16 protein-coding genes are annotated in these 22,874 nt (G+C 32.6%); all 16 read right to left on the bottom strand.

Annotated elements, in window-relative coordinates; all coding sequences use genetic code 11:
* On the bottom strand, positions 1-2,319 hold the full coding sequence (locus HMPREF2953_RS07085; protein ID WP_371091008.1) for a DNA translocase FtsK: 2,319 nt from the start codon (positions 2,317-2,319) through the stop codon (positions 1-3).
* A 441-nt stretch (positions 2,320-2,760) separates the two neighbouring features.
* Positions 2,761-4,434, bottom strand: a complete 1,674-nt coding sequence (gene rnjB, locus HMPREF2953_RS07080; protein WP_049336443.1) for a ribonuclease J2 — start codon at positions 4,432-4,434, stop codon at positions 2,761-2,763.
* Positions 4,435-4,638: 204 nt separating this feature from the next.
* Entirely contained in the window at positions 4,639-6,735 is a 2,097-nt protein-coding gene (gene pnp, locus HMPREF2953_RS07075; protein ID WP_002448862.1) for a polyribonucleotide nucleotidyltransferase, read from the bottom strand.
* Between the two features lie 135 nt (positions 6,736-6,870).
* Positions 6,871-7,140 carry a 30S ribosomal protein S15 gene (gene rpsO, locus HMPREF2953_RS07070; RefSeq protein ID WP_002448819.1) on the bottom strand — a complete coding sequence of 90 codons (270 nt, stop codon included), beginning with the start codon at positions 7,138-7,140 and terminating at the stop codon, positions 6,871-6,873.
* A gap of 110 nt (positions 7,141-7,250) precedes the next feature.
* A complete protein-coding gene (ribF, locus tag HMPREF2953_RS07065) occupies positions 7,251-8,222 on the bottom strand; it encodes a riboflavin biosynthesis protein RibF (RefSeq protein ID WP_070672552.1) in 972 nt (323 codons plus the stop codon).
* Between the two features lie 17 nt (positions 8,223-8,239).
* Positions 8,240-9,157 carry a tRNA pseudouridine(55) synthase TruB gene (gene truB / locus HMPREF2953_RS07060; RefSeq protein WP_070672549.1) on the bottom strand — a complete coding sequence of 306 codons (918 nt, stop codon included), beginning with the start codon at positions 9,155-9,157 and terminating at the stop codon, positions 8,240-8,242.
* 211 nt (positions 9,158-9,368) lie between these two features.
* On the bottom strand, positions 9,369-9,719 hold the full coding sequence (rbfA, locus tag HMPREF2953_RS07055; RefSeq protein ID WP_002448740.1) for a 30S ribosome-binding factor RbfA: 351 nt from the start codon (positions 9,717-9,719) through the stop codon (positions 9,369-9,371).
* A 94-nt stretch (positions 9,720-9,813) separates the two neighbouring features.
* Positions 9,814-11,910 (bottom strand): translation initiation factor IF-2, encoded by a 2,097-nt coding sequence (infB, locus tag HMPREF2953_RS07050; protein WP_070672546.1) that lies wholly within the window; start codon positions 11,908-11,910, stop codon positions 9,814-9,816.
* Between the two features lie 4 nt (positions 11,911-11,914).
* Positions 11,915-12,232, bottom strand: a complete 318-nt coding sequence (locus HMPREF2953_RS07045; protein WP_002448860.1) for a YlxQ family RNA-binding protein — start codon at positions 12,230-12,232, stop codon at positions 11,915-11,917.
* Positions 12,229-12,513: an RNase P modulator RnpM gene (gene rnpM / locus HMPREF2953_RS07040; protein WP_002448835.1), complete on the bottom strand. Its 285-nt coding sequence runs from the start codon at positions 12,511-12,513 to the stop codon at positions 12,229-12,231. Before rnpM ends, HMPREF2953_RS07045 begins: the two co-directional genes overlap by 4 nt.
* A 29-nt stretch (positions 12,514-12,542) precedes the next feature.
* Positions 12,543-13,769 (bottom strand): transcription termination factor NusA, encoded by a 1,227-nt coding sequence (nusA, locus tag HMPREF2953_RS07035; protein WP_049336455.1) that lies wholly within the window; start codon positions 13,767-13,769, stop codon positions 12,543-12,545.
* Positions 13,770-13,789: 20 nt separating this feature from the next.
* The gene (rimP, locus tag HMPREF2953_RS07030; RefSeq protein WP_049336458.1) at positions 13,790-14,257 is read right to left on the bottom strand and encodes a ribosome maturation factor RimP; all 468 of its coding nucleotides are present in this window, start codon (positions 14,255-14,257) and stop codon (positions 13,790-13,792) included.
* Between the two features lie 144 nt (positions 14,258-14,401).
* The gene (locus HMPREF2953_RS07025) at positions 14,402-18,712 is read right to left on the bottom strand and encodes a PolC-type DNA polymerase III (protein WP_141754091.1); all 4,311 of its coding nucleotides are present in this window, start codon (positions 18,710-18,712) and stop codon (positions 14,402-14,404) included.
* Between the two features lie 168 nt (positions 18,713-18,880).
* Positions 18,881-20,581, bottom strand: a complete 1,701-nt coding sequence (locus HMPREF2953_RS07020; RefSeq protein WP_070672540.1) for a proline--tRNA ligase — start codon at positions 20,579-20,581, stop codon at positions 18,881-18,883.
* Positions 20,582-20,597: 16 nt separating this feature from the next.
* Positions 20,598-21,884 carry an RIP metalloprotease RseP gene (rseP, locus tag HMPREF2953_RS07015; RefSeq protein ID WP_002448812.1) on the bottom strand — a complete coding sequence of 429 codons (1,287 nt, stop codon included), beginning with the start codon at positions 21,882-21,884 and terminating at the stop codon, positions 20,598-20,600.
* A 205-nt stretch (positions 21,885-22,089) separates the two neighbouring features.
* Complete coding sequence (locus HMPREF2953_RS07010) at positions 22,090-22,872, bottom strand: phosphatidate cytidylyltransferase (protein ID WP_002448762.1); 783 nt, start codon at positions 22,870-22,872, stop codon at positions 22,090-22,092.
* Positions 22,873-22,874: the final 2 nt, after the last annotated feature.

Genomic DNA, 22,874 nt, shown 5'->3' with positions numbered 1-22,874 from the left:
TCACACCTCTTCATTCTCAAAATCTATTAAAACTTGTCTTGGTTTACTGCCTTTTTGTGGACCAATAACATTATTTCTCTCTAAATCGTCCATTAATCTTGATGCACGATTATATCCAATTCTGAATTGTCTTTGTAAAAGCGACGTACTTGCTTTTTGTTTCTCAATTACAAAAGCGTATGCGTCATCATATAGTGCATCTTCACTTTTCATTTCTGATTTTTCTACAGGTGCGTCAGGTTCCATTTCTTTTACGTAATTTGCTTTTTGTTGTTCAACTACATAATTTACAACTTCTTGTACTTCTTGATCACTTAAAAATGCACCTTGAACACGTGTCTGTGTAGACTCACCATTACCAACATAAAGCATGTCACCTTTACCTAATAATTTCTCTGCTCCTCCAGAGCCTATGATTGTTCTAGAATCTGTTTGTGAACTTACAGCAAATGCAATTCTTGAAGGAATATTATTTTTAATAATACCCGTGATAACATCTACAGAAGGACGTTGTGTTGCTACAATTAAATGTATACCCGCTGCACGAGCCATTTGTGTAATACGCTGTATTGCATTTTCAACTTCTTTTCCTGCCACCATCATTAAATCTGCCAATTCATCAACAATGACAACGATATAAGGAAGTTCTGATTGCTTTTCATCAAGTTCTTCATTTTGACGTCTTATAAATTGATTGTATCCTTCAATGTTTCTAGTAGACGAATGTTGAAATAAATCATAACGACGTTCCATTTCAGCTACAATTTTCTCTAATGCTTGTGATGCTTTATGAGGATTTGTTACTACGGGTATTAATAAATGTGGAACACCATTATATACATTTAATTCTACCATTTTTGGATCAATTAACATTAATTTTACCTCGTGTGGCTTAGCGTTTAATAAAATGCTCGTAATAATACCGTTAATACATACTGACTTACCACTACCTGTAGAACCAGCCACTAATAAGTGAGGTGTTTCATTCAATTCAATAGTCATTGGTTCTCCGGAGATGTCTCGTCCTAAACCGACTTCTAATTTATTTTTTGCTGGAAACTTAGATTCTAAAACTTCTTTTAGCGTAACTAAAGAAATTTTATCATTTGGAACCTCAATACCTACAGCTGAACGTCCAGGTATAGGCGCTTCAATACGAATGTCTTTCGCAGCAAGTGCTAAAGCTATATCGTTATGTAAATTAACGATTTTATTTACTTTAACACCTTGAGCAGGTTGAACTTCATATTGAGTGACAGCCGGTCCAATTTTAATTTGAGTCACTTTAGCATTAACTCCAAAATTTTTCATGGTTGATTCTAATATTTGACCTTTACGTTGTACTTCAGCTCTTGAAGTTGTCGTTTGTTTTGTTGGCTGTTTAAGTAATGATAAAGGAGGAATGTGATAGGCTACATTGCCAACTTCTCCCGCTTCTATGATTGAACTATTATTCGTATCGTTATCATTAGAGACGTGTTTTATTTTATCTTTTTTCATAGAATTTGATGAAGACATATGAGTAGGTTCTTTATCTTGATGGTCCATGTCAAATTGACGTTTTTTACGTTTAGGTCGTACTTTTTCTTCATCCGTTGCTGCATGATGGCTATATATAGGAATATCTTCATGTTGCTGTTTCACTTCTGGGAAGTCACTCACATCTTTCATGACTTCATCTTTCCTTTGTTGTTCTTCTAATTCTCTTTGGTGTGCCAATGCTTGACGCTGTTCTTCTTTTTCACGTAATCGTTCTTCTCTTCTAATTTTATTTGCTTCTCTTTTTTCTTTTAAAGTAGATGAGGCACTCTGAGTAGAACGTTTAAAATAATCAATTGTGCTTCTCGCCACATCTCTATGATGTAATTTTAGTAATAGGATAAAACTTGATATCAGTAAAATCAAAGTCACAATGATAATCCCAGCAATAGAGATTAAAGGTACAAATAATTTTAATAAATAAAAACCTATAATACCTCCACCGAAATTTGGAAAATGAGTATGTTCATAAGATTTATAGACGTAAGACAATACCGGTTCTCTTTTCGCAACTTCTCCTTTAGAAAAATAATAAATGAGTTGAGAAACAATCAGTAATACAAATTGTAATAAAATGAGACCGAACGTACGACGAGTTTTTGGAAAATGTCTTTGCATTGCAATATAAATTGTAATTAAACTTACTAAAATATATGTAAGGTAACGACTTGCGCCAAATAAATAATTGAAAAAGCTATCAATCATTCTACCAACAAGCCCTAATTGAAATATTCCTAAAATAGATATAATCACAATTATAATAGTAATAATATACCTTATAGAACTATCTGTTTTTTGTTGCTTTTTCTTTTTAGATTGGCGTGCTTTCGTTTTCGTCTTTGAATTGGTTTTTCTAGTCGTTGTTTTTTTCTTAGTTCGTGGCAAATGTTACACCTTCTTTTATTTTTAATTATAATAATGACATTTTCAAAAATATAAAAAAATGTAAGTTATGTTTTAGAGTTAAAAGTATGAAAGAGGTTGAGACAATATATATCACATAGACTCTTAAGCCCATTTTAAAATAATTAAAAATAAATGAGTCAAATCATCTTTTAAATTTATAGAGTTCACTATAAAAGTTAGGGTAAATGTCTTATCTTTTATATACTTTCAATTTAATACATCAATGAATCTATAAATAAGAATGATAAACGTTTATATTTTTAATTATTTTATAAAAGTGATATTGTCCCGACCTCTTTATTAAATGTATGTCTCTTAAATTTCAGAAATAACTGGAATAATCATTGGGCGACGTTTTGTACTTTCAAATAAAAGCTTGCTAATTTGGTCGCGCATATTTTGTTTAATTTCAGACCATTCAATGCGTTTTTCTTGTAGTCCAGCTTCCACAATTTCTCGAACTTTATCTTCCGCTTCTTTCATTAATTCTTCACTTTCACGTACGTAAACGAATCCGCGTGATTGAATTTCAGGTCCAGCAGCTATACGTCTATTTTTAGGGTCTAATGTTACTACTGCAATAAAGATACCATCTTCTGCAAGAAGATGACGATCTCTTAACACAATATTTCCAACGTCTCCTACACCTATACCATCGATAAGAATATTACCTGAATTTACTTTTTCATTTAATACCATGTGTGAGCCATCAAAATGAATCACATCACCTTTTTCGACAAGGAAAATCTTTTCAGGTGCAACACCTGCTTCATTTGCTAATTTTGCATGAGCAATTTGCATTTTAAATTCACCTTGAACAGGAATAAAGTATTCAGGTTTCATAATATTAATCATCATTTTTAATTCTTCCATACAACCATGACTAGAGGCATGAATTTTTTTATTATTTGGAATAATATGTGCACCTGCTCGAACAAGTTCATTTAACGTATTGGCTATAATAACTTCCATATTTGCTGAAGCAGTGATGGCTAAGTAAACTGAATCGCCCTCTTCAATATTTAAAATTTTATGTTTATGTTGGGCCATTTGACTTAACGCTTCAATAGGTTCGCCTTCCATACCTGTTGCTATAATAACGACTTCATTTTTAGGATAATTTTCAACTTCATTGATTGGAAGCAATAAATCTTTAGGAATATCAAAATATCCCATTTTTCGTGCAGTATTAAATGAACTTTCAAGAGATTTTCCTAAGAAAGATACTTTACGATTTAATTTACTAGCAACATTTAATACTTGTTGAATTCTAATAAAATTCGATGCATAGCATGAAACAATTAAGCGTCCTTTTACTTTAGCAAATGCATCATAAATATGCGATTCTATGACATTTTCTGGAGTATTATAACCAGGTTTTTCTGCTTCAGTTGAATCACTAATCAAAGCAAAAACACCTTCTTCTCCAATTTCAGCCATACGTTTCATATCAGGAGCATAATGTCCTTGTAAACTTTGGTCAAATTTAAATTCACCTGTATATACAATTGAACCGTATGAAGTATGAATACAGATACCTAAACTATCTGGAATACTATGTGATGTATTAAAGAAAGTAATATTGACGTTTTTAAATCTCATCACTGAATCATGATTCACAGTATAATATCGTACTTTTTTCTTTATATTTCTTTCTTTGATACTTTCTTTAACTAAAGCTAAAGTAAGTTTTGATCCATAAATTGGTGCATCAACTTGCTCTAAAATATAACTCACTGCACCAATTGCATGTTCATGGCCATGGCTTAAAAATATCCCTTTTAATTTATCTTTGTTTTCTACTACATATTGGATGTCAGGAATAACAATATCTACTCCTAACATCTCATCTTCAGGAAACATTAATCCCGCATCTAACATAAACATCTCATCATCTACTTCGACGATATACATATTTTTAGCGATTTCGCCTACGCCCCCAAGTGGAATAATGCGAATATCGTCATTCTTTTTCTTTACTAAACTCAAAATGTTACCTCCTATAATTAATTCCCGTCCATATAAACTCATAATTTATTATAATTTAATTTACGAAGGATGTACACTATTAAAGTGTGTTGTAACTAAGGAGTAAAAGACCTTTAATAAAAAATATATACTTTCATAAAACCATTCTTTATATATATAAAGAAGGTTAGGACTTCATCTTGTCCTAACCTTAACTTCAATCATTTATTCATCTAAAACTTTATGAGACGCATTTACACGGCCTTGTTTATCAATTTCTGTAATTTTAACTTCAATCGTATCACCGATTTTTAAAACGTCTTCAACTTTATTTATTCTATCTTTAGAAATTTGAGAAATGTGTAATAAAGCATCTTTACCTGGGAATAATTCTACAAAAGCACCATATTTTTCAATACGCTTTACTTTTGCATGATATACTTGGCCCACTTCAGCTTCGCGTGTAATTTCATTAATAATTTCTCGAGCTCTATTTATCATTTCTTGATCAACAGCGCCAATAAAGATAGTACCATCTTGCTCAATATCTAACTTAACGCCAGTTTCGTCAATAATTTCATTAATTTTTTTACCACCTGGACCAATGACATCACGAATTTTTTCAGGTTTGATATGCATAATTTCTACCTTAGGTGCATATGCACTTAATTCACTACGTGGTTGATCGATTGTTTGTAACATATGATCCATAATTGCTAAACGACCTTGACGAGCTTGTTCAAGAGCTTCTTCAATCACTTCACGTGTTAAACCATCAATTTTGATATCCATTTGAATCGCAGTAATACCCTCTTTAGTTCCAGCAACTTTGAAGTCCATATCACCTAAGGCATCTTCCATACCTTGAATATCAGTTAAAATTGTATAACTATCTTCACGAGTGACAAGACCCATAGCAATACCGGCTACTGGAGCTTTAATAGGTACACCAGCATCCATTAACGCTAATGTTGATCCACAAATTGAAGCTTGTGAAGATGAGCCATTTGACTCTAATACTTCACTCACAATACGAATTGTGTAAGGAAACTCTGTAGTGTCAGGAATGATATATCTAAGCGCTCTTTCACCTAGTGCACCGTGACCAATTTCACGACGACCTGGCGCTCTTACTGGACCCGTTTCACCTACTGAGAAATTAGGAAAATTATAGTGGTGCATAAAACGTTTTTCAATTTCAGGTCCTAATCCATCAATAAGTTGATAGTCTCCTAATGCTCCTAAAGTAAGTACAGATAATGCTTGAGTTTGTCCACGGGTAAACAATCCAGAACCATGTGCACGTGGTAATAAACCAACTTCTGATTCAAGCGGACGAATTTCATCTGGTTTACGTCCATCAGGTCTAATTTTTTCATCTGCAATTAATCGACGAACTTCTTCTTTTACTAAATCATTTAAGATTGCATATACTTCATCGATAAGCAACTCATTTTCTGGGTCCGCTTCGTCTACAAATTCAGTAGCGATTTCTGCTTTAAGTGCATCTAAATTTTCATCACGTTGTTGTTTGTCAAATGTTAATACAGTTTCTTTTAATCCTTTTTCTTCCGTTAAAGATTTTACTCGTTGTACTAATTCTTCATCACGTTCAACGGGAATAAATTCTTTTTTTACAGGTTGAATATGCTCAACAACTTCTTCTTGGAAAGCAACTAAACGTTTTATCTCTTCATGACCAAAGAAAATCGCTTCAAGCATTTCTTGTTCTGTAATTTCACTCGCACCTGCTTCAACCATATTTACAGCATCTTTATGACCAGCAACTTCTAAATCTAAACGAGATACTTCTTTTTGTTCAAGTGTTGGATTAATCACGTATGTTCCATCAATATATCCTACATTAACACCGGCAATTGGTCCTTGGAATGGAATATCAGACACGCTCAATGCCATTGACGATCCAATCATTGCTGCCATTTCTGGGGAGCAGTCTGGGTCCGCACTTAATACAGTATTCATAATTTGAACGTCATGTCGATAACCTTTAGGGAATAATGGTCTAATTGGTCTATCAATTAAACGTGCAGTAAGTGTCGCTTCATCTCCAGGACGACCTTCGCGTTTTTTAAATCCACCTGGAATTTTACCAGCCGCATACATTTTTTCTTCATAGTTAACTGTTAAGGGGAAAAAATCACCATCACGTGGCTCTTTAGAAGCAACTGCTGTAGATAATACAACAGTATCACCATAACGTACTAAAACTGCACCATTAGCTTGTTTCGCTAATTGACCTGTCTCAATCGTTAACGATCTTCCAGCCCATTCAGTTTTGAACACTTTCTTTTCTTGAGACATTATGAATCTCCTCTCTGAAATCTAATACTTACATCATATCATTTATTTATATATTTTTATATTAGTGTTTATGATAAAAATACAAAAAAGGAAAGTACCAATCTAAATGGTGCTTTCCCTTCAATATATTTAAAATTAACGACGAATACCTAATGATTTAATTAATTCACGGTAACGTTGAATATCTTTACTACGTAAGTAGTTTAATAAATGTCTACGACGACCAACCATTTTTAATAATCCACGGCGTGAATGGTGATCTTTTTTGTGTTCACGTAAGTGTTCATTTAATGCAGTGATTTCTGCAGTTAAAACAGCGATTTGTACTTCTGGTGAACCAGTATCTGTTTCGTGTACACGATATTCTTTAATAATTTCATTTTTACGTTCTTGAGTAATAGCCATAATTAAATTCCTCCTAATTTTTGTTTACACCTTAATCTGAGCAAGGCGTCGGAGTTTCAACCTGCCAAGATAAAGGATTCAATAGTAATAAGTTTTTCAAAAACTCAACTTTAAATATTATACGATACATCATCACCAAAATCAACTGCTAAAAGATATTTTGCACGTTCTTTATCATCATTCATTTGACTGACTAAAGCATCTATACCATCAAATTTTACCTCTGGTCTTAAATAATGGTGCCAATATACGATTACACGTTCTCCATAAATATTTTCTTCAAAATCAAAAATATTCACCTCTATCACCACTTCTGCTTTAGATGGATCGTGGAATGTCGGCTTAACACCTACGTTAGCTACCCCACGATATATTTTGTGTTCGGCACCTATTTCAATACTTACCGCATATACCCCTTTTTTAGGAAGTACATAATCATCGCTAGGTTGGACATTAGCTGTTGGAAAACCGATTGTTCGACCTCTTTTTTCTCCTTGAACAACTGTACCTTTAATTCGATATAAATGACCTAATTCATCATTAGCTTTTTGTAGATTGCCTTCATGTAACGCTTGTCTAATTGATGTTGTTGAAATTTTTTCAGAATCTAAATCTAATTTACCGACTATTGTAGTATTAAATTCATCTATTTCATTTAACACGGCCATATTTCCTTTACCAAATTTACCAAATGTAAAATCAAATCCTGCAACAACTTCTTTAACATGATTATTAATAATATAGTCTTTGATAAACTCTTCAGCTGTGACGTTAGCAAAACGTGATGAGAAATTGATAACAATACAATAATCAATATCATGCTGTTCTATCATTTCTAATTTATCAGATAGTGGCGTTAAGTAATCTGTACGTTTACGTTCAGGATTTAATACTACTGATGGATGCGGATCAAATGTTGTTACTGCCTTTTTTAAATTTTTTTCTTTTGCACGTATATCTAATGCTTCAAATACTTTACTGTGACCACGATGCATACCGTCAAAAAAACCAAATGCCATTGCAACATCTTCTTTTATGAGTTGTTCATTTTGTATTGGATGTGTTATTTCTATCACTTTCATATCAATCAAAGGCTCCTTTAATTAAATACTTTTTTAGGCTTTATTTCGTTAATTTTGTTAGGATGATGTTCATAAATGGCTAATGCTTTTTCACTTATCTTATCAATAAACACAAATTGCTTTTCTAATGATAGAGTAAAATCTTTTTTTAGGAGTTTTTGACCATTTAAGATTTTATACTTTAAAGTGTCATCATCAATGACTACATGTTGTAAACTTTTCAAACCATATTCTATAGGAAATAGATAATGTTGTAATGTTTCATGCTCATGTAATTCAGAAATTTTTTCAAGTGATAAACTCTCATTTATATTAAATCCACCCGCATTTATACGAGTTAACAACGACATATGAGCAGGATAGCCTAAAGCTTTGCCAATATCTGTTGCTAACGTTCTGATATAGGTACCTTTTCCACACGTTACTTTTATATCAAAATGACATGTTTGTTCTATAAATGTTAAATCAGATATTCGTTCAATTTCATCAATTTTAACTTGTCGTTTTGGCCGTTCAATAGTTTCTCCTTTTCTAGCATATTCATATAATTTTTTTCCATTTACTTTTACAGAGGAATACATTGGAGGAATCTGCTCTATTACTCCTTTAAATTCTTCTAAAACACGATCAACTTCTATAGAAGTAATCGTATTCGCCGCTATATTTACTTTTTCTATTACTTCTCCAGTTTGATCTTCAGTTGTCGTACTTTCACCTAATGTAATGGTTGCTTGATAAGATTTCCCCATATCCATGACATAGTCGCTCACTCTTGTTGCTGTCCCTATACAGATAGGTAGTACACCTGAAACTTCAGGATCTAATGTTCCAGTATGACCTATCTTTTTAGTTTTTAAGATTTTTCTAAGTTTAAATACAACATCATGACTGGTTAAACCACGCTCTTTATACACTGGTAATATACCGTTGTACATTTTTTCACACCCTTTAGTTTATTATGTCTCACTATGTATTATTAAATCATCTAATGTCTTATCCATGTTTTATCAGTATTAATCATATAAAAAGGAGTAGGACTGAATTCATGTAAATGTTATCGTCCTACCCCCATTATATGTTACATCTAAATTTCTTTTTCTGAAGTTATTTGATTGAATGTCACTGATTAATAACAATGATAAAGTATTATTTATCTTGTTTGTGTAAATCTTGAATCATTTTTTCAATTTTATTACCGTATTCAATTGATTCATCATATTCAAAGAATAACTCTGGTACTATACGTAATCTCATTCTTGAACCTAGCTCAGATTTAATGAATCCTTTTGCTTTATCTAAAGCTTTAAACGTATCATTAACTTCCTTCTTATTACCAAGCACTGTTAAGAAAACTTTGGCTTGTGATAAATCATTTGTTAATTCAACGTCAGTAATAGTAATAAATCCTACTCTTGGATCTTTAACTTTATTATTAATGATATCCATAACTTCTTTTTTCATTTGTTCGCCAACACGTTCAGCTCTCATATTACTCATGGATATGTCACCTCTTTATTATTTAACATATGATTAGAAAAGAAGGCTAAAGTGTCTACCTATATCATATACACTTCAGCTCTTTACAAATGAGTTATCTTTCAATTTCTACCATTTCGAATGCTTCAATAATGTCGCCTTCTTTAATGTCATTAAAGTTTGCAATTGTAATACCACATTCGTAACCTTGTGATACTTCTTTAGCGTCATCTTTAAAACGTTTTAACGTATCAAGTTCACCTTCGAATTGAACGATACCATCACGAATGACACGTACGCCTGCGTTACGAGTAATTTTACCTTCAGTTACGTAACTACCGGCAATTGTTCCAACTTTTGAAACTTTGAATGTTTGACGTACTTCAGCTTGTCCGATAACTTGTTCTTCAAATTCAGGATCTAATAAACCTTTCATCGCTGATTCAATTTCTTCTATAACATTGTAGATGACTCTATGAAGACGCATATCAACATTTTCAGCTTCTGCTGCACGTTTCGCACCTGCATCAGGACGTACATTAAATCCAACAATAATACCATTTGAGGCATTAGCTAATGTAACATCTGATTCATTGATTGCCCCTACAGCTGTATGAATAATACGAACATTTACGCCTTCAACATCAATTTTCATAAGAGATGCAGCTAAAGCTTCTACAGAACCTTGTACATCACCTTTAATAATGACATTAAGATCTTTCATTTCTCCTTGTTTCATTTGTTCGAATAAATTGTCTAATGAAACATTTTTACTTTCTTGACGTTGTTGAATCACACTTGCTTCATGACGAGCTTCACCAATACGACGCGCTTGTTTTTCATCTTTGAAAATAACGAAGCGGTCACCTGCTTGAGGTACATCGTTAATACCAGTAATTTCAACCGGTGTAGAAGGTCCAGCTGTTTTAATTCTTTGACCCAAATCATTTACCATAGCTCTTACACGACCATGCGTATTGCCAACTACAATTGAATCACCTACATGTAACGTACCATTTTGAACTAATAATGACGCAGCTGGCCCACGTGATTTATCTAATTCTGCTTCAATAACAGTACCTACTGCTTGCTTGTCAGGATTAGCTTTTAATTCTTGTACTTCGGCAACTAAACCAATCATTTCTAATAAGTCATCAATACCATCACTATTTAATGCTGAAAGTGGTACAAAGATTGTGTCGCCGCCCCAATCTTCTGGAATTAAACCATATTCAGTTAACTCTTGCATCACTCGATCTGGATTTGCAGTTGGTTTATCAATTTTGTTGACCGCAACAATTGTTGGTACATCCGCTTCTTTAGCATGGTTAATTGCTTCAATTGTTTGAGGCATAACGCCATCATCTGCTGCTACTACTAAAATAGTGATATCTGTTACTTGAGCACCACGTGCACGCATTGTTGTGAACGCTGCATGTCCAGGGGTATCTAAGAAAGTTATTTTTTTACCATTATTTTCAATTTGATATGCACCAATGTGTTGTGTGATACCACCTGCTTCTCCTGCTGTTACTTTAGTATTTCTAATTGAGTCTAGTAATGTTGTTTTACCATGGTCAACGTGTCCCATAATTGTCACAACTGCTGGTCGTTCGATTGCATCTGGATCGTCTTCTTCATCATCAAAATAAGTTGTTAGGTCTTCTTCGTTAACAACAACTTCTTTTTCAATTTCAACACCATAATCATCTGCGATAAGTTCTAATGTTTCTTCATCTAATGATTGGTTAATGTTAGCAACAATACCTAATAAGAATAATTTTTTAATAATGCCAGATGATTCGATATTTAATTTATCAGCAAGTTCTCCTACTGTAATACCTTCCTCGTACGTGATTTTTGAAGGCATTTCTTTGGGTTCAGCAGCAGGTTTGTTATTCTTACCTTTTTTATTATTTTTGTTGTTTTTATTGTTTTTGCTATTTTTATTGTTTTTTTTCTTTGAATTAGATTTGTTTTGATTATTATCTTTTTTATTTTGCTGTTTTTGGTGATTATTTTGAGTGTTTTGTTTTTTATTTTCTTCATTTTTTGATGATTTGAACTTTTTATTAAGCATCTTAATTTGGTCATCTTCTAATGCTTGCATGTGATTGGATACTTCAACGTCCATTTTCTTTAACTCATCTATAATCTCTTTACTTTTAACATTTACTTCTTTCGCATATTCGTAAATTCTCTTTTTACTCATATAATCACTCCTTACAATATTCATCAATCATCGACATAAGTTTTTTGGCAAAACCTGAATCTGTTACGCCAACATTTACACGTTCTTCTTTGCCTAATGATTGTCCTAATTCTACTCTCGTACCGAAAACTCTAAATGGAACATGATATGTGTCACATTTATTCTTTATATTCTTTTTAGCGTTATCTGAAGCATCAGTAGATAAAATCACAAGCTTAATATTACGTTTTTTTATTTCTGATATGAGTACTGATTCTCCAACTTTAACTTTTCTAGCTCTCATCGCTAAGCCTAAAAAATTAAATATCTGTTCTTTTGTCATTTAGGAATCTCTTCTCTATAAATTAATCGAATTACTTCTTTATATACAGGATCTAATTTTTCAGGACTTTCATTAAAATACTTCTCGAGTACACCATTTTTTTGAGCATCTTCTACGCTTTTAACATCTTTTGAAACATATGCACCTCTACCTTGTTGTTTTCCAGTACCATCAGCGAAAATTTCGCCTTCTTTATTAATTACTACTCGAATCATGTCTTTTTTAGGACGCATTTCATTCGTGATGATGCATTTGCGCATTGGAATTTTCTTCTTCTTCATTTACTACTCACCCCACATGCTTAAACGTATTAATGTTCTTCTTTATTATCTGAAGCGTCTTGTGCTTCATTTGAAGTTTCATCAACTTCCGCTGATAATTCAGCTGTTGTTAAGTTTGTTTCTTCTAAATTGATGTCATCAATTTCAATATCTTTATCTTCAGAAAATACTATTTCATCAGCTTTTTCTTCAGATTCAATTACAGGATAAATCCCTGCTTCGCGAGCATCTGTTTCAGATTTAATATCAATTTTCCATCCTGTAAGTTTAGCAGCTAAGCGCGCATTTTGTCCACGTTTACCAATAGCTAATGATAATTGATAATCAGGTACTACCACTACAGTAGATTGGTTATCTTCATCAACAATAACTTCTAAAACTTGTGATGGGCTTAAAGCATTACGTACAAAAACGTTTGGATCTTCATTCCATTGGACAATATCGATTTTTTCTCCACCTAATTCTTCAACAACCGCTTCAACACGTGAACCTTTTGCGCCTACACAAGCTCCCACTGCATCTATATCTGGATTTTCAGAGTATACACTAATTTTAGAACGGTCTCCTGCTTCACGTGCAACTGATTTCACAATAACAGTTCCATCATAAATTTCTGGGACTTCTTGTTCAAATAAACGCTTTAATAAACCCGGATGACTTCTTGATACATAAATTTGTGGACCTTTTGTTGTTTGCTCTACTTTATTAACATAGACTTTAATTCTTTCATTTGGAACGTATGTTTCATTGGGACTTCTTTCAGCTTCAGATAAAACCGCTTCGATTCTACCTAAATTAACATACACATATCGATGATCAACACGATCAATCACACCTGTTAAAATATCTTCTTCTTTATCAATAAACTCAGAGTATAAAATTTCTCTTTCAGCATCTCTTAGACGTTGCATTACTGCTTGTTTAGCAGCCTGTGCACCAACACGACCAAAGTCTTTAGGTGTGACATCTTCTTCATAAATATCACCTATTTCATAAGCAGGATTTTTAACTAAAGCTGTGCTTAAATCAACTTCTTCACGATCATCAAATACTTCTTCTACAACTTCTTTACGTGCGATGACTTTAAATGTACCTTCATCCATATTTAATTCTACACGGACGTTTCTAGCACTATCATAATTTTTCTTATATGCAGTAATTAAAGCTGCTTCAATTGCATCAATCAAAACTTCTCTTGGAATTTTCTTTTCCTTTTCTAAGTATTCAGTTGCTAATAGTAATTCATTACTTGCCACAATTATTCCTCCTCATCACGTTAAATCATTACAGCGTGACGTGCTTTTGCAATTTTATTTCTTGGTATCTCAATTGTTTTTTTCTTTGCTTTTTCTTTAACTTCCATAATTATTGTGTCATCATCGACAGACTTCAGAATGCCTAACCATTCTTTATCACCTTCAATTGGCGCATAAAGAGATACAAATACAGGTTGCTCTATCGCATTTTGATAATCTTTTTCTTTTTTTAGTGGACGTTCAGCTCCAGGTGAAGCTACATCAAGATAATACATTTCAGGGATAGGATCATTTTGATCCATTGCTTCACTTATTTTTTCAGAAGCAAGCGTACAATCATTTAAATCCACGCCACCTTCTTTATCAATAGAGATTCTCAAAAAACGATCTTTGCCTTCTTTTGCATATTCAACATCAACTAATTCAAAGTTTAAATCATCTAAAATGGGAGTAATGATAGTTTCTACTTCTTCAGTAATTTTACTCATACAGGCCTCCTTTTTGGCAAATAGAAAAGAGCGGGTATATGCCCACTCTTTCTGCCTGAGTCTAAATTTTTACACAAAACAATTATAACACACTTTATATGCTTAAACAAATAAAGCTACTATTAATACTTCTAAGTTCTCAATTTACATATCAAAAATGGACAACTGTGCTTTATCTGGTAAATCTGGTAATGAACCTAAATCATCAAGGTATTCAATGATTTTTTGAGACAAACCTGCTTTTTTATTAAGGTCTTCTTTAGATAAAAACGGCCCGTCTTCGCGTGCCTCAACAATACGTTTAGCTACGTTTTCACCTAATCCTGGCACAGCAATAAATGGTGGAATCAATGTATCATCTTCAATAACGAAATCAAAAGCTTGACTTTTTTCTAAACTAATCGGCTGCATTTTAAATCCACGATGTGCCATTTCATTCATTATTTCTAATACTGTTAATACATCTTTTTCTTTTTTTCCTAAATCCATATAACGAGAATACATATCTTTAACTGTGTTCTTAATACTCTCTTTATCTTTAATCATTGTAATTAAATCAAAGTCTGATGCACGAATTGTAAAATATGCTGCATAATAGTATAACGGATGGTGCACTTTAAAGTATGCAATACGTACAGCCATAAGTACGTATGCAGCTGCGTGAGCTTTAGGGAACATGTATTTAATTTTTAAGCATGAATCTAAATACCAATCAGGTACATCATTTGCTTTCATCGCATCTATCATTTCATCCGTAAGTCCTTTACCTTTACGCACAGACTCCATTGTTTTAAAGGCCATTGATGGTTCAAGCCCAGCATACATAAGATATACCATGATATCGTCACGACAACCAATTACACTGGATAAATCGCAGATGCCTGAGCGAATTAACTCTTGTGCATTACCGAGCCACACATCGGTACCATGTGATAATCCTGAAATTTGTACAAGTTCAGAAAATGTTGTCGGCTTAGTATCTTCTAACATTTGACGAACGAATCCAGTACCAAATTCAGGTACACCAAATGTGCCTGTCTTACATAAAATATCCTCTTCTGTTACACCTAAAGAGGCCGGACTACTAAATATTTGCATTGTCTCCTTATCATCAACAGGAATCGTTTTAGGATCGATACCCGATAGATCCTGTAACATACGTATCATTGTAGGATCATCGTGTCCAAGTATATCAAGTTTTAACACATTATCATGAATTGAGTGGAAATCAAAGTGTGTTGTCATCCAAGATGCACTTTGATCATCTGCTGGATATTGTATCGGTGTAAAATCGTAAATATCCATATAGTCAGGAACTACAATAATTCCTCCTGGATGCTGTCCAGTTGTACGTTTAACACCTGTACATCCTTTGACAAGTCTATCGATTTCCGCACCACGTTTATGAATACCTTGATCATTTAGATATCCTTTAACGAAACCAAACGCTGTTTTTTCAGCCACTGTACCAATTGTACCTGCTCGGAATACTTTATCTTCTCCAAAAAGTACTTTCGTATAGTTATGCGCATGCGGTTGATATTCACCACTAAAGTTCAAGTCAATATCTGGCACTTTATCTCCTTTAAATCCTAAGAAAGTTTCAAATGGAATATCTTGACCTTCTTTAATTAATTCGCCACCACAAGTTCCACACGTTTTATCAGGTAAGTCGAATCCAGAACCTACCGACCCATCATCAAAAAATTCACTCGTCTTACAATGTGGACATATATAGTGTGGAGGGAGTGGATTCACTTCTGTAATCTCTGTCATTGTTGCAACAAAACTCGAACCTACAGAACCACGTGACCCTACCAAATATCCATCATCTAATGACTTTTTAACTAACCGTTGTGATATGAGATAGATAACTGAAAAGCCATTACCAATAATACTATCTAATTCTTTTTCGAGACGATCAATTACAATTTGCGGTAAGTCATCACCATACAATTTTTTAGCATTTGTATAGCTTAATTCACGTATTTCTTCATTAGCGCCCTCCATACGTGGCGTATATAATTGATCTTTAATTGGAATGACTTTCTCAATTCGGTCTGCTAATTCATTTGTATTTTTAACAACAATATCATAGGCTTTATCTTCTCCTAAAAAGTGAAATTCATCTAACATTTCATCTGTTGTTCTAAAATGTGCTTCCGGAAGTGTGGAACGATTTAATGGATTACCTGGTTGTGATGCAATTAAAATTTTACGAGCAATAGCATCATGTTCAAATAGGTAATGAGCATTACCAGTAGCTATGACAGGTATTCCTGTACTTTCTCCCGCTTTTAAAATACGATCATATATTTCATACAATGTTTCAGTATCACGAATTAATTCACGATCGATTAAATCTTGATAAAGTTTAGGTGGTTGTACTTCTATAAAATCATAATACTTTGCTATTTTTTCAACTTCAGATTGATCACGTTGCATCACAGCTGTAAATAATTCCCCTTCATCACAAGCTGTACCAACTAAAATACCTTCTCGATATTCATTTAATAATGATCGTGGAATTCTAGGTGTTCTATAATAATATTTTACTAAAGAAGCACTTACGATTTTAAATAAATTCTTGAGTCCATCTTGATTTTGAACTATGAGTGTGACATGGGTTGGTCGTGCACGTTTATAGGCATCTTCATTTGATAATTTTTTATTAATATCTTTATGGTTAGTCACACCTAGTTCTTTCATTTGTTGAACCATTTTAATGAAAATATAAGCTGTTGCTTCAGTATCATAAATCGCTCTATGGTGTTGAGTGAGTTCAACGCCATATTTTTTAGCTAAGAAATTTAACCCATGTTTACCGTATTCAGTGTTAATAGTACGTGATAATTCAAGGGTATCAATCACTCCATTAGTTGATGGACCAAAACCTAATCGTTCGTACCCTGTATCAATAAAGCCCATATCGAATGAAGCATTATGCGCTACAAAAATCGCATCTCCTACCCATTCCTTAAATTCTGTCAGTACTTCTTCAATTTCTGGTGCATCCACTAGCATGTCATCTGTAATGTGTGTCAGATTAATTATTGTTTCTGATAATTTTTCATGTGGATTACTAAATCTTTCAAATTTATCTATAATTTCGCCATCTTTAACTTTGACAGCAGCAAGTTCAATAATTTGATCATATTGATTAGATAAGCCTGTTGTTTCGACATCAAACACTACATATGTCGCATCTTTTAAATTTCTATCGGTCGGTTTATAAGCAATAGGCACACCATCATCGACTAACATGCCTTCCATCCCGTAAATCATTTTAATTCCATTTTTTTCTGCTGCATTATGAGCATCTGGAAAAGCTTGAACCACATTATGATCAGTAACAGCTATTGCTTTATGTCCCCATGCTGCAGCCTGATTAACATACGCACTAATGTTTGGAATACCATCCATTTGACTCATTGATGAATGTAAATGAAATTCAACACGTTTCTCTTCTGCTTTATCTTGTTTAGGTGTCTTTTTGATTTCTTCAATATCTGACATCATCATGACTAAATCACGGACAAATGTATCTTCTTCTATACGACCTTGTGCACGCACCCATTTACCTACACTTAAGGCTTTAAAGTGATTTAAATCATCCTTATTTTTTCTAGTAAACATTTTTAATACTAAAGAATCTGTATAGTCTGTCACTTTAAGTTCAACGATGTGACGTCCACTTTTTAGTTCTTTAATATTAATATCAAAGATAACCCCTTCAATGGCTACTTTAAATTCTTCTTCAATAATTGTTTCAATAGGTTTAATATTTTCAACGTGAATTGGCTTTCCTATTTGACATTTTTCAACACTACTACCGTTATTATCTTGTTGTTTTGCTTTTTCAGCTTTTATTTTTTCAATTTTTTCTGTAGCTTCTTTAGCACTTTGTTGATCTTCTTCTTGAATATGTGCCTCTAATGAAGCAAGATCTTCATCTCTATTCGAATCGTCAGTTTCAAATATTACTTTATCTATATCAAAGCCACATTTTTGAAATGCTTTTACTAAACTACCATTACATACTTTATCAAAATGATTTCTTTCAATATCATTTGAAGTCATTATTTTTAAAACATTGCCTGACATAATTAAACGTTTTTGTTTAAGTTGACCCTTCACTTTTGGTGATAAAGCTGTGTGTTCAATACAATGTCCAAAATATTTAATCACATGTTCATCTTGATTCGATGTATTTTGAATTGTAAAATGCCAGTCCACATGTGCAATATCTTTAAACTCTTCTTTAATTGCATGAGTAAATATTAAATAATCTTCATTTGAAAGAAAATAAGGTAACGTAATCTGAAATTCCCAACTTCTATTTTTATTTGATACATCTATTCGTGTGAGTTCACCTTTTTCAAGTATTTCTTTATCCAATTGATTTGAAATCTTAATTTGATCGGCAAGTACTCTAAATTTTTCCTGACTTGTCATTGCCACAAAGAATAACCACCTTATTTCGAACTTATCATTTACTTTAAAAAACTTGATTTATATTATACTACTTTCACATTTATTTTTCATGATTACAGTTTAACTAATAAAAACAATAAAAGAGGTTGGAAACAACAAAATGTTCCAACCATTTTTATTCATGTGTACCTATAGTTTTTCATAGAGTGAAGCAATGTGATTGTCTAATTCATTAATATGAACTTCTTCACTTTCACCCGTTTGACGCACTTTAACTTCAACAATGCCTTCACTTGCATTTTTACCTACAACAATTCTTATCGGTAAACCAATTAAATCAGCATCATTAAATTTAACGCCTGCACGTTCTTTACGATCATCATAAAGTACATCATATTTAGATTGCAATTCTGAGTATAATTTATCTCCTAATTCAAGTTGTTCTTCTTTTTTAGGATTGATTGTAATTAAATGTAAATCAAATGGAGTGACTGACTTTGGCCAAATAATACCATTTTCATCATTATTTTGCTCAACAATCGCACTTAATGTTCTAGACACTCCGATACCATAGCAACCCATAATTAAAGGTTGAGCTTTACCTTGATTGTCTAAAAATTTAGCATTCATTGCTTCAGAATATTTCGTTCCAAGTTTAAATACTTGTCCAACTTCAATACCTTCTGCAAATTTTGCACTTCCAGAACCATCACTTAATGGTTCACCTTCTAAAATAAATCTAAAGTCTCCGTATTCATCGATATTAAAATCACGCTCAACATTTGCATTAATATAGTGATAGCCATCTTCATTAGCACCTATCACTATGTTATTTAAATCTTTAACAAAATTATCAGCAATAATTTTAATGTCTTTATTATGAATAGGTCCTAATGAACCAGGATGTGCTCCAAGTAAATTTACAATTTCATCTGGAGTCGCCATTTCCACATTATCAGTTTCAAAGTATGCTTTCACCTTCACATCATTGAGCTCATGATGACCTCTTACTAAGAACATCATGAATTCTCCATCCACTTTGAAAATCATTGTTTTTACAATTTCATCAATTGGACGATTTAAAAAGTCAGCTAATTCTTGAGCTGTTTTAATATTTGGTGTTTCTATTTTCTCTAGTGATTTAATGTCTGTATGTTTCTCATTGGGATAATACTTAACTTCAGCTTTTTCAATGTTTGCTGCATAATCACTATTTTCACTATACACAATCGTATCTTCACCAATTTCACTTAAAGCCATAAATTCATGTGTATGATGACCACCAATAGCACCAGAATCAGCTACTACTGGACGCGCGTTAATTCCAACACGTTTGAAAATACGACTATAAGCATTATACATCTCTTGATACGTTTGATCTAATGATGCTTCATCAGCATGGAAAGAATAAGCATCTTTCATGATGAATTCTCTTCCACGTAATAAACCAAAACGTGGACGTTTTTCATCACGGAACTTAGATTGAATTTGGAATAATGTTAATGGTAATTGTTTATAAGACTTTAATTCGTCTCTAACGATAGAAGTCACTACTTCTTCATGAGTAGGTCCTAAAGCAAATTCTCTTCCATTACGGTCTTTTAATCGCATTAATTCAGGACCATAAGCTCCCCAACGTCCTGACTCTTCCCAAAGTTCTGCTTGCTGTAATGCTGGCATTAAAATCTCAACTGCATCAATATTTTCCATTTCTTCACGAATGATTCTAGAAATATGATTTAGTACACGTGTTGCTAATGGTAAATAACTATAAATACCACTTGTGCTTTGTTTAATTAAACCTGCTTTTAATAACAACTGATGACTTAAAGCCTCAGCTTCAGAAGGGACTTCTCTCATTGTTGGTATAAAGACTTTCGATTGTTTCATTTTTTATCCTCCTAAATTATAAGAAATAACGTTGTATATCATTCCAAGTGACTAAGACCATAATAATCACTACAAATATAGCTCCAACAGCAATAATTGCAGTTTCAGCTCTTTTGTTTACTGGTCTTCTAAATATCGCTTCATAAATAACAAATAAAATTCTACCACCATCTAAAGCTGGAATAGGTAATAAGTTCATAATCCCTAAGTTAACACTCAACAATGCCGTATAGTATGTTAATGCAATAATACCTTGTTTTACTACAGAATCTACATTGTGATAAATACCAACTGGACCATTTAACATGTCAAAAGTAAAGCCACCTGTAAAAATACTTCCAATCATTGTTCCAACTGCTTTAAAAATAAGTACACTTTTATCAAAAAATTGTTGTACGCCTAATGCTAATGGCTTAAATAGTGAATGTTCATTCGCAGGTTGAAAACCTAATACATAAGAAGTTTTAGAATTTAATTTTGTTTGTTTAATTACTTGTTTTTTAGGTGTAACATCTAGTGATTTGGTGTGACCATCTCGTACAATTTTAATTGTTGTTTGGTGGTCTTTTGTTTTATTAAGTGCATTTTGAATATCGCTAAAATCGTTAATTTTATAGTGTCCAACTTGAACAATTTTATCTCCAGGTTTTAATCCAGCTTCTTGTGCTGGATAATGGTCTGCTAATTGTTTTACCGTAGGAGTAGGCGTACCTTGATAATAAGCTAAGCCAATAAACAGTACGAGAGCTAAAATAAAGTTAAATAATGGGCCCGCAAATAAAGTTAAAAACTTAGGTAATGGTTTTTTATGTGTAAATTGACGATGCCTTGGTGCAATTTGAATTAAACTACCATTTTCAACAAAGTAAGCTTTTTTAGCAATATTAAAATGATGTCTTTCATTATCATATGCTGTAATACCTTCAATATATAAATCATCTTTAAAATCACATCGTTTAACTTCAATCGCTTCAATTTTTTGGAATTTATGTTGATCATCTAAAATAATATGTGTTATTTCATCTTGTTCATTTAGTTTTATTTTAACATTCATTCCTGGCTGAACTGGTGGTTCTTCTAACCCATCTCCTGCCATTCTTACATATCCACCAACTGGAAGTAAACGTATTGTATATAACGTTTCATCTTTACGGAAACTGAAAATTTTGGGTCCCATTCCAATCGCAAATTCTGGACACATAATACCTGCACGTTTTGCAAAAAACATATGTCCATATTCATGTACTGTAACGAGTACACCAAATACGATAATAAATGAGACGATTGTGATTAAGTAACTCACTTACAACACCTCAATTAATTTTAATATTTAAATTATCTAGATTATAAGATTTTAAATTTTATAATAATTCCTAGTATAAAAAAACAGTTTTAAAAAAAGAGCTATAAAGTACACGATTGTATAATATTAATCAAATGTGAACTCAATAACTCCTCAATTATATCATTATATGCTTTTCATAAATAAATAAAACATTAATTTTTTATTACATTTGTAGTAATAGAATGTTTAACAGTGGTAAAACAAACATAAAGCTGTCAAATCTATCTAAAATACCACCATGTCCTGGCAAGATTCTGCCTGAATCTTTAACACCAAAATGACGTTTAAAACCAGATTCTACTAAGTCACCTAATTGACCAAATACACTTAAAATAATTGTAATTAATAATAACAGCCAAATATTCAGATGAAAATCTACAAAAAACATCATTACAAGTGGAACAATTAAACTACAAATGAGTCCTCCAATAAAACCTTCAATCGTTTTATTTGGACTAATCACTGGCCATAATTTGTGTTTTCCCATTAATCGTCCAAATATATATGCGCCAGTATCTGTTAACCATACGATCAAGAATGCAAAAAGTATATAATGTAAACCATAAGAACGTGTAGCGTAAAAATACATAAATCCTATTCCAACGTATGCTACAGACATTAAACAAAATGCAGCGTCCATAAAGCTAAATCTGTTTTTCGAAAGTACAGTATAACTTAATAGTATGAAGCTCATTGCAATTAAACTTTTTAATTGAACATCACTCACCCAATCTCCGGCAGACTGAGGAAGCATAATAATGATAAGCGCTAAAGCACTAAAACTACCTGGAATTGATAAAAATGTAATCATATTCATATTTAACAATTCTTTTAAAGCAATTAGCGCCAGCAAATAAGCAAAAAGCATTAAAACAGTTCCACCTTTTAATAATATAGGTAGAAAAATAAGCAATGCTATAATCGCGGTCAATGTTCTTACTTTCATAA

It is taken from the genome of Staphylococcus sp. HMSC072E01 (assembly GCF_001814125.1).
Classification (GTDB): domain Bacteria; phylum Bacillota; class Bacilli; order Staphylococcales; family Staphylococcaceae; genus Staphylococcus; species Staphylococcus hominis.
This window is presented reverse-complemented; position numbering and strand designations above follow the sequence as displayed.

Coding starts and splice junctions, on each gene's coding strand:
- infB (WP_070672546.1), bottom strand. CDS start 11,910: ATGAGTAAAAAGAGAATTTACGAATATGCGAAAGAAGTAAATGTTAAA.
- truB (WP_070672549.1), bottom strand. CDS start 9,157: ATGTACAACGGTATATTACCAGTGTATAAAGAGCGTGGTTTAACCAGT.
- rimP (WP_049336458.1), bottom strand. CDS start 14,257: ATGAGTAAAATTACTGAAGAAGTAGAAACTATCATTACTCCCATTTTA.
- rpsO (WP_002448819.1), bottom strand. CDS start 7,140: ATGGCTATTACTCAAGAACGTAAAAATGAAATTATTAAAGAATATCGT.
- rbfA (WP_002448740.1), bottom strand. CDS start 9,719: ATGAGTAATATGAGAGCTGAACGTGTTGGCGAACAAATGAAAAAAGAA.
- pnp (WP_002448862.1), bottom strand. CDS start 6,735: ATGTCTCAAGAAAAGAAAGTGTTCAAAACTGAATGGGCTGGAAGATCG.
- HMPREF2953_RS07020 (WP_070672540.1), bottom strand. CDS start 20,581: ATGAAACAATCGAAAGTCTTTATACCAACAATGAGAGAAGTCCCTTCT.
- HMPREF2953_RS07025 (WP_141754091.1), bottom strand. CDS start 18,712: ATGACAAGTCAGGAAAAATTTAGAGTACTTGCCGATCAAATTAAGATT.
- HMPREF2953_RS07045 (WP_002448860.1), bottom strand. CDS start 12,232: ATGACAAAAGAACAGATATTTAATTTTTTAGGCTTAGCGATGAGAGCT.
- ribF (WP_070672552.1), bottom strand. CDS start 8,222: ATGAAAGTGATAGAAATAACACATCCAATACAAAATGAACAACTCATA.
- HMPREF2953_RS07010 (WP_002448762.1), bottom strand. CDS start 22,872: ATGAAAGTAAGAACATTGACCGCGATTATAGCATTGCTTATTTTTCTA.
- rnpM (WP_002448835.1), bottom strand. CDS start 12,513: ATGAAGAAGAAGAAAATTCCAATGCGCAAATGCATCATCACGAATGAA.